Source organism: Polynucleobacter sp. MWH-Berg-3C6 (genome assembly GCF_018881855.1).
GTDB lineage: Bacteria > Pseudomonadota > Gammaproteobacteria > Burkholderiales > Burkholderiaceae > Polynucleobacter.
Window position 1 is genome coordinate 1 of sequence record NZ_JACVPN010000007.1, and the last position, 9,113, is coordinate 9,113.

Here is a 9,113-nt window from a genome sequence, read left to right on the forward strand (position 1 = left end):
GGGTTACAGACCTCCAGCACCCCAAACCCAAGTACCCCAACTATTGCAGAATCAACCCATGTTGCTGCAATGATTTACTATGAAAAAACTCTCTTTGGTAGTGGACCTAAATTGACAGCAGTTCACTCAACTAAGTCTTAGTTGAATTAGTCACTCAATTACGATGAACGTAGTAATGGGAGTTGTTCTTCAATTTCCAGCACGTATATGTGCAAACTTAAGACCTGGGTTATGCCCAGGTCTTATCTCTGTCTCAATTTAATTTGAGGGATGTGCTTATAACTTCAATCTTCTAGACAAGGTCAAAAACATCAAGATTCTCACAATGGTGCATGCAGATAAAATATTTATCTCTTTAGGGTGTCACTAAAGCAAATCTGAAGGCTGATTAAAACTCTCTCATAAACCTGACTGCTAACACCCGTGTTTGGATAAACCCATTTTGAATTCCCATGTCTCGTCCATATTGAAGTGAGAATCTGCCAATATCGGTATAAGCTAATCCGCTTAATAGGAAACGCTGCGTATTGACAACATTATTTTGGTAAACATTGTTAATAGCAGTTGCCCCGCCAGCAACGTAAAGATAGGATGCTCCAACTGTAAAGGTTTGATTAATTCTGTAGATGGGACCAAGCTGCGTAGTGGTTAAAGGTTTTTGCGTTAAAGGAACATTTGTACTCGACCCACAAGTTGCGGCACACTGGCTATTGCCGCCAAACCACTGGGTGTCTACTGCAACCATGCCATCTAAATTACCAATAATGGGCTGTTGATATCCCATTTGTAAATCGTATGAATAGCGATTAGTGCCAGTATTAAATACTTGGTTACTCGAATAAGCCCCAGTTGGTACCTGTAGATATCCGGCAACACCAAAGTAAGTTCGTGTCTGCCGATTGGCATAAGGCCAGATGGCGGTGGCTAAAACAACATCACCAATTCCAGTGCTTGGAGCATAACTTGAAAGTGAGCCTGAAGGACTTACTGTGCCATAGGGCAGCTGTACATAAGTTGCTGCGGGTAAATCTCCAATAGCATAAGTGTGAAGTGCTCGGACTATAACGCTGGGCACATCAATGACTGGGCTGCCATAGGGTTTTGATGAAACTGCCGAACCATTTTTGTATAAAGTTGAATTCTCAGTGTCATAGTAGGAAACCATGACATGATTTTTGTTAGGCAATGGCGCCACAATGTCGTTGGGCTGCAAATCGACTGCCACGCTTGGGCGAGTCAATATTAAGCTGCTCAAAATGCAGGCTACTAATAAGGGCCTGCCAAATTGTTGCATCATGAAATATTAGGAATGGTCACCCAAAGGATAATGCCAGAATTGTATTGATTGCGGCAAAATAAATTCCCTCAAAAAGGGGAACTATCCCTCAAATGAGGGATACAAGAAGACTTTTGGCTAGCCGACAATAAAATACCGCTGAACCCCAACATATTTGCTCTATATATAGTGCCCACACAAAACTACCCGAAAACCATCTATTTAATAGACGACGATGATTCATTACGTGAATCTCTCACGCAAATGCTGCGTTTTATGGGCTACCAAGTCAAGGCGTTTAATAGCGCTAAAGCATTCTTAATAGAGCCAGCTCAAGATATTCCTGCGGTAGTCTTAACGGATATGAGAATGCCCGATATATCGGGCGTAGACTTGCAGGCCGTTCTAGCAAGTCGGGGAAGAAAAATTCCGATTATCTTTATCAGTGGTGAATCTTCAATGACCCAAGCCATTACGGCAATGAAGGGTGGCGCGATTGAATTCTTGCAAAAGCCGATTTCTCGCGAAGAACTTTTATCGGCCATTGCCAGAGGGATGCAAATCGATATTAGCGCCATGGAGCTAGTAATTAAAAAGACTGGATTAGAAGAGCGCCTTAAGACATTGAGCCCAAGAGAGAGGCAAACATTTGATTTGCTGGCCATGGGTTATAACAATACTGAGCTAGTAGAGGCGCTGGGTGTCGCGATGTATACCGCCAAACAATATAAAAACGAGGTGATGCGCAAGCTCAACCTTCGCTCTTTGGCTGAACTCATTAAGCTAAAAAACCTCTAATCATTAGCACCTTACTTTTGTGATATCCCTCAATTGAGGGATTACGACAAATTACTGCATCTTTGAAAATAGCGTCAATTTAATCGATTGACTATGCTATGCCACTGCACACAAAAAATTGCCTATTTAAACTCCGCCCCATCTCATTTTTTATGGTCAGCATTTGGGCTGGCAATGCGTTTTCGCAAGTAGCGCCAGATGCCGGAGCACTGCAGCGCAACTTAGAGCAGCAAATACAAAGAGATACGCCTGCGCCTTCCTTTCCAAGCATTAAAGCCCCGGAAATTAAATCGACACTACCAGACTCTAATCAAAAACTTACCGTCTCTAGTTTTGCATTTACGGGCAATACCGTTTTCACGTCCGAAGAGCTGGCAAAGGTTGTCGAGCCTTGGACTGGCAAAACTATTAGCTTTGGCGACTTAAAAGATGCCACTACCGCCATTCAAGAGCTCTATGGAAGTCGTGGCCGCATTGCGCAAGCGATTATTCCGCCACAAAAAATCAATGGCGGCAAGGTAATGATTCAAATCATTGAAGGCAAGCTTGGAAAAATTACCGTTTCTGGTGTGGCCCCAGACCAGAAGTTGCGTTTAAATGTAGAAGTTGCTCAAAAATACATGGAGCATGGTAACCCTAGCGGCGAGCTCATTAGCACTCCTAATATTGACCGAAGCTTAGCGTTATTAAACGAATTGCCTGGTGTTGGTGCCACTGCATCATTTAGTCAATCTCAAGAAGTCAGTAGTAGTGATTTGGATGTGAGAGTCAATGATGGCCCATTAGTTACAGGCCGCGTTGAGGCTGCTAATTATGGTTCAAACTCTACTGGAGCCTGGCAGGCCATTGGCAATTTAACACTCAATAATTTATCGGGCTCCGGTGATTCGGTGGCCCTTGATGCCATTCAATCCTTAGGCTCTAGTTTCGTACAAGGCAATTATGCTTATCCCATTGGTTATGCTGGTTGGAAAGTAGGGGCACTTGCCAGTTTTTTAAATTATCAAACTTTATCTAGTTGGAGTCCCACCGTTACTACTGGTCAGGCAACGACCTTTGCAGTTAATGGCGCCTATGCATTGGAGCGTTCAGCTAGCAGCAATTCCAATTTAATTTTTACTTTGCAAAACCGCGCCTATCGCAATAGCGTGCCAACCGGCACTATTAGTAACTATCAAATTAATAATTTGAATGCTGGCATTAACGGGAGTGAACTATCTTCTGGTGGCGCCATCAATGGCTATGGCCTCACAGTATCTTATGGAAATCTGTATGTGGATAACGCCACGCAAAAAGCGCAGGACCAAGCGGGCCCCAATACCAATGGTAGTTACTTTAAGTTAACTGCCAATGCCAGTCGCACTCAACCCTTACCGATTGAAAATACCAATTTAGTCATGTCGGTTAATGCCCAGTGGGCGAATAAGAATTTGAATACTGCTGACCAGTTATACCTAGGGGGCCCTTACGGTATTCGGGCATATCCAGTTGCGCAGGGCGGTGGTTCAAAAGGTGCAGTTGGCACCATTGAGCTACAACACAATTTCCTGACCAATTGGCAGGTATCCGCTTTTGTAGATGGGGGCATCATCACGCAATACGTCAATACCTACCCGGGATGGCAGGGACTCACCAATGCTAACAATACTTATAGCTTGGGTGGCTATGGATTAGGCGGTAAATATATTGCTAAGGAATATAACGTGAGCTTAAATCTTGCTCACACGATTGGTCAAAACCCGCTCTATACCAGTAGCGGACAGCAGCTTAATACCAATAATTCGAATAGAGCGTATGAAGCATGGCTAAAGGGCACTCTGTATTTCTAGGATTTTTGTTCATAGACTTAGTTCTTTGATGCCCGCCAAATGGCGGGTATTTTTTTGTCGTAGCGCTCTTTGGCATGTGCCAACAAGCTAGTAAACTGAGAAAAATCTTCAACACTTGGCAGATTGTTAGCTGCTCAATCCGGAGTCATTGCGTATGCAGGTCAGTTTTACCTTGTTCTTCTGTGTAATGGGTATTGTGCTTACTGGCATTTTGCTAGGTTCCGCCTCGTATTTACGTGATGAGTACGCATCTAAAAATCGCAGCGCCCAGTATTGGCTGATTTCCTTGATTAGCACTCTTTTGGGATATTTTGTATTTAGCTATGCCATTAGTAATGCGCCCAATGACATCAAGGGCAATTCATTTTTATTTACGATTGCCAATGTGCTTTACGTTGGTGGATTAGTTTTTCAAGTGCTTTTTTGTCATGTGTTGCGAGCCGACTCAAAAAAAGCGCTTTGGTTTGCTTGCGGATTCCTAATCTTTTATGCGATTGAGTTTGAGGGGTCTAGGGGGGGTGCGGGCTTATTTTCTTTTAGGGTAGTTCAGGTAGCCGTCATTTCCTTGTTGTGCCTTATTTGGCAATTTGTGAACTTAGCTCGCTATGTTGGCACCCATAAATCATTGCAGTTAAAGTTGCTATTAGGATGCACCGCTCTGGAGATGCTTTTAGTGATTGCCAGGGCGTTAGTGGGCACAAAATTAGGCGCGGTAGATACTATTGATGCCATTCCCGCTCCATTATTGATATTAACGTTTACTTTTAGCGCTTGTAACTCGGTGTCTTACTTGATTGCTGCAGGGTATTGGGCAGAGCAAAACATCGCTAAAAGAGTACAAGCGCGAATTGAAAACGAAAAAGTCAAAGGCTTGCTCTTAGAAAGAGATACTTTAATTGGCTCGCTATTAAAAGCCAATAAAAATTCCACTACTGCGGCTATCTCTGCTTCCATGGCACATGAACTTAATCAGCCCATTGCGGCGATTGATGTCAATCTATTCATGCTAGAAAAAGCATTGGAGGAGGCGCCAATTGATGTGAAAAAAGCTGAAACCTTACTTGGCTCCATCGCCATGGACAATCAACGCTTAGCTAACATTATTAAATCGATTGGTGCCATCTTTAAAAATCAACCCATCAGCTACCAGTCTACCGAGGTGAGCGAGTTACTAAGCTCTATTACAAGGATTGCTGGCCCTGATTGTCGCTCCAAGGGCATTGCGCTCAGAGTGATTGGTAATCAAAATGGCTTAATCACTGTAGATATCACGGCAATTCAGCAGGTATTACTCAATTTAGTCTCCAATTCGATTGCTGCATTAGAGAAATCAAACACAGTAGAGAAAATAATAGAGATTGAAACGAGCATTTTGAATGCAGATATTAGATTTAGTGTTGCTGATAATGGTCCTGGTGTTCCATCTCAATATCAAGCCAAACTTTTTGAATTAATGCAAAGCAATAAAGAGGGTGGAAGTGGATTGGGTTTATGGTTATGTAAACATATTGTTACGGAATATGGCGGAATGATTTTCCAAGAAAATCAAGCTACAGGAGGGGTAAAATTTACTTTTGATTTACCAGAGGTTGCCAAAAACTCCTCATCAATTCAATAAACCGATTAATAAAGTGGTGTAATAGGTATTTATTGGCGCGCCGATAGTCCTAGTATTCCTTACATCAATAGATTTTCAAAAATAACCCGTCAGAGCATTTATTTTTAAAATTGAAAATAAAAATAATTTGCTCTTAGATAATATTTTTAAGAGCGCTGGGCACATTTTATGCTCAAGAACGCAACATATCAGAATCATCTTTTTTGCCGTAGTTTTTTTCAGAGCGCAGCACTCTTAGCTCAAACTTTTTTGCTCTGATGTTCAATTTTTTTGATTAAAAAATGAGTGGCACTAAAAAAAATCAATTCTAGGTATTTTTTAGACCTCACAAATTCAAGCACTTACAAACTCGCGTGTAGAAATTTGTTATTTATTCCCACAAACGAGGGATTTTCACGCTTGCACCTTTTGATAAAAATGCTACTTCTTTCAATGCGCAATGCGCTTCGAGTGCTTAAGTAGTTTAGAAAATGAAAGTTTTAAATTGATTTTTTGCTTTACAAAAACGCAATAAGTCATTGATTGATATGAAATTACCTAGTCAATCAATGCACTTAGAAAAGCCCTTCAAGGTGAAGGTGGGCGCGCTTGCGCTCACTTCCGCTGTTGTTGGGCTTAGTGCGTTTGGCCTTGTCAATTTAAGCTTTGCAGCTGGTGTTGCTGCCAATGCGCTGCCTACGAACGGTAAAGTCGTAGCGGGTGCTGCAACGATTGCTAGCTCTGGCAACACTATGAATATCAATCAAAGCACTCAACGCGCGGTGATTAATTGGGATTCTTTTAACGTTGGCGCCAACAGTACGGTGAACTTTAACCAGCCCAATGCAAATGCTTCGACCCTCAATCGCGTCATCGGCACAAGTAAGTCCATGATTAATGGCGCTATTAATGCGCCTGGTGAAGTAATTTTCGTGAATGCCAATGGCGTCATATTTGGCAAGGGTGCTGATGTCAATGCTGGCTCTATTGTTGCAACAACGATGGATGTTGCAAATAGCGCATACATGGCAGGTGGCAACCAAACTTATCGTGGTGGTGAGACTGGCAAAGTAGTCAATCACGGCAAGCTCACCTCTAATAGCCTAACTGGTTACATTGCTTTGATGGCGCCAGAAGTGCGAAACGAGGGTGTAATGGTTGCCACGATGAGCGGTGCCAATACCGTTGCATTGGTTAGCGGCTCACAAGTAACTTTATCCTTTAGCAACAATAGTTTGCGCACAATTACGGTCGACGCCTCAGTGGTGAAATCATTAATTGCCAATAAACGTTTAATTCAAGTCGATGGTGGTCACATCATCATTGCTGCTAACTCAGCATCAGATTTAAAAGCATCAGTCATTAACAATGGCGGGGCGGTAGTAGCTAATTCAGTCGTTGATAATGGCGGTTCGATTGAATTAGTTGCTGCTACTGTGAATCAAAATGGCACCGTTTCTGCCAATTCTGCGCAAGCAGCCGGTGGTAATGTTGCTATTTCTGGCAAAAACATTACCTTGGTCAGTGGTTCAGCGACTACTGCCACTGGCGCTACAGGCGGTGGAAATATTACCGTTGGTGTTAATAGCGCAGCCCTCAATACAAATCAAAATATCAACAGCAACAATGGTTTAGCCAATCTTGTTGATGTTCAAGCAAATTCTACGGTCGATGCTTCTGCCACTCAAAACGGTAATGGCGGCACGATTTCCATCTGGTCACAAGTCAAAACTATTGTGGCTGGCACACTCAAATCTATGGGCGGTTTGCTCTCTGGTAATGGTGGCGTGATTGAAACAAGTTCTAAAGGTACTGTACAAATTAGCCCAACGGCGATAGTAGACACCACAGCGCCTCACGGCAAAACCGGCAACTGGATAACTGACCCGCTCTCCATTACGGTTGATGGCACTACTGCAAGCACAATTTCGAATGCTTTAAACACTACGAATGTGACGCTTGATGCAACGGCAACTGCTTGTGGCGCATTTGGCGCTTGTGCAAGTTCACAAACACCATCAATCACCTTCTTGCTTGGCGCTGATATTTATTCTGCCAATACCAATACTGCGCTCAATTTGATTGCTAATGGTGGCAACATCAATATCAATAGCAATATCACGGCTGGCACGGTGACCGCAGTAGCTCAGGCAATTAATGTCAATGGTTCGATTAATACAAACGGCGGCTCAAACTCCAATACTTATTTAGCCGGTGCTGTGATTAATATTTTAGGAAATATTAATTCCAATGGTAATAATCAAAATAATTCAAATTCTAATAGTTTGAATTCTGCGAATACTATAACTGCGTCAAATCGTCGTAATATGAGTGGCGGTAATAATCAAAATACCTTAACAGCCGACCAAAATAATTACACCAGCAATGGTGGCATGATTAATATTCTTGCAACTGGTGATATCAATATTGGCGCCAATAGCTATATTTCTGCAAATGGTATTAATGGTGGCGCAGTCAATATTGTTTCTACTGCTGGTACTGTGACTAATAACGGTATTGTCGACTCTCTAGGTAAGCAGGGCACTGGTGGATTTATTGCGATAGTCGGTAAAACTCAAACGGATTTAATTGGCGCTTTAATCAGCTCAGAAGGCCTAGCTGCTGGTGGCATTATTAACTTAGGTCAAATTAATAACCTGGGTAACGGCTCAACGCTTGCGCCGCCCGCAACTGCACCCCCAGCACTTAGCTCTTTTGTCAGCAATGCAGCAGCAAACGCAGTAGATTCAAATAACAGCATCATCTCTAGCGGTACCTCTCTTGATAGCCAGACTGGCGTCAATGCACCAAACGGCAACATCGTCGTTTTCGGTGACAAAGTTCTCGTAAATAACTCTAGCCTTTCTGCCATCGGCGGCTCAATTGCGATTGGTCGAACAAGCTTTGGTCAAGGCGAGCTATCAAGCATCGTAGTTTTGCAAAATTCGAATTTTGCAGCCCATAACCTAGAAACATCAGGTCATGCATTGAGCACTTCAGGAAACACTATCAATGCACAGACTTGGCTTCTAGACCCCAATAATGTCACCATCACCAATGGTGGTTCTACGTCACTCGGTTGCACCGCTGCGAATATTAATACTTGTGGTACTGGTCAAAACGTCAATATCTCTAATACAGACTTACAAAGTGCAGTAAATACCGCAAGTAACGGGGCTGTTATTGAGATTCAAACGTCAGGTAACGTTTCTTTTGGTGCTGGAGCAACGCTGACCTTTAACGTTGCCTCAGCAAATGCCTTCGTAACCTTAAAATTTAATGGTGTTTGGGGCTCAGCATCAACTTCAACAACTTTAGGCGCTATTACTGACAATACAACAGCAAGTGGCTCGGGTGTTAACCTGGCGGTTCTTACTAATGGTGGAGCCATTACTACTAGTGGGGCGATTTCTGTCAAAGGAAGTATTACTCTTGATAACACCTATGCTGGCTCACCCGCTAGCAATGTAAGTGGTAGCTTGGCTCCAGCTAATGCCACTACCTCTGCTGGTATTACCATTAATAATGCTCTTACTGCAGGCAATATCAGCAATGCAACCAATGGAGTCTTACTCAACGGGTACTCCAATACAAATTTTGCTATTACTGCAAC

5 protein-coding genes are annotated in these 9,113 nt (G+C 42.8%); 4 read left to right on the top strand and 1 reads right to left on the bottom strand.

All coding sequences use genetic code 11. The features are described 5' to 3' along the window. Positions 1 to 388: 388 nt before the first annotated feature. Entirely contained in the window at positions 389 to 1,294 is a 906-nt protein-coding gene (locus ICN13_RS09865; RefSeq protein WP_216140188.1) for a transporter, read from the bottom strand. Between the two features lie 171 nt (positions 1,295 to 1,465). On the opposite strand from ICN13_RS09865, the gene ICN13_RS09870 reads away from it, so the two are divergent. The 4 genes from ICN13_RS09870 to ICN13_RS09885 form a co-directional block, all read left to right on the top strand. Further along, positions 1,466 to 2,074, top strand: coding sequence for a response regulator (locus tag ICN13_RS09870; RefSeq protein ID WP_216140189.1), 609 nt, complete (start codon positions 1,466 to 1,468; stop codon positions 2,072 to 2,074). Between the two features lie 152 nt (positions 2,075 to 2,226). Further along, positions 2,227 to 3,903: a ShlB/FhaC/HecB family hemolysin secretion/activation protein gene (locus tag ICN13_RS09875; protein WP_216140190.1), complete on the top strand. Its 1,677-nt coding sequence runs from the start codon at positions 2,227 to 2,229 to the stop codon at positions 3,901 to 3,903. Positions 3,904 to 4,057: 154 nt separating this feature from the next. Then, positions 4,058 to 5,521: a sensor histidine kinase gene (locus ICN13_RS09880; protein WP_216140191.1), complete on the top strand. Its 1,464-nt coding sequence runs from the start codon at positions 4,058 to 4,060 to the stop codon at positions 5,519 to 5,521. 527 nt (positions 5,522 to 6,048) lie between these two features. Then, the coding region (locus ICN13_RS09885; RefSeq protein WP_216140192.1) for a filamentous hemagglutinin N-terminal domain-containing protein at positions 6,049 to 9,113 on the top strand (3,065 nt) is incomplete at its 3' end.

Coding starts and splice junctions, on each gene's coding strand:
- ICN13_RS09865 (WP_216140188.1), bottom strand. CDS start 1,294: ATGCAACAATTTGGCAGGCCCTTATTAGTAGCCTGCATTTTGAGCAGC.
- ICN13_RS09875 (WP_216140190.1), top strand. CDS start 2,227: ATGGTCAGCATTTGGGCTGGCAATGCGTTTTCGCAAGTAGCGCCAGAT.
- ICN13_RS09880 (WP_216140191.1), top strand. CDS start 4,058: ATGCAGGTCAGTTTTACCTTGTTCTTCTGTGTAATGGGTATTGTGCTT.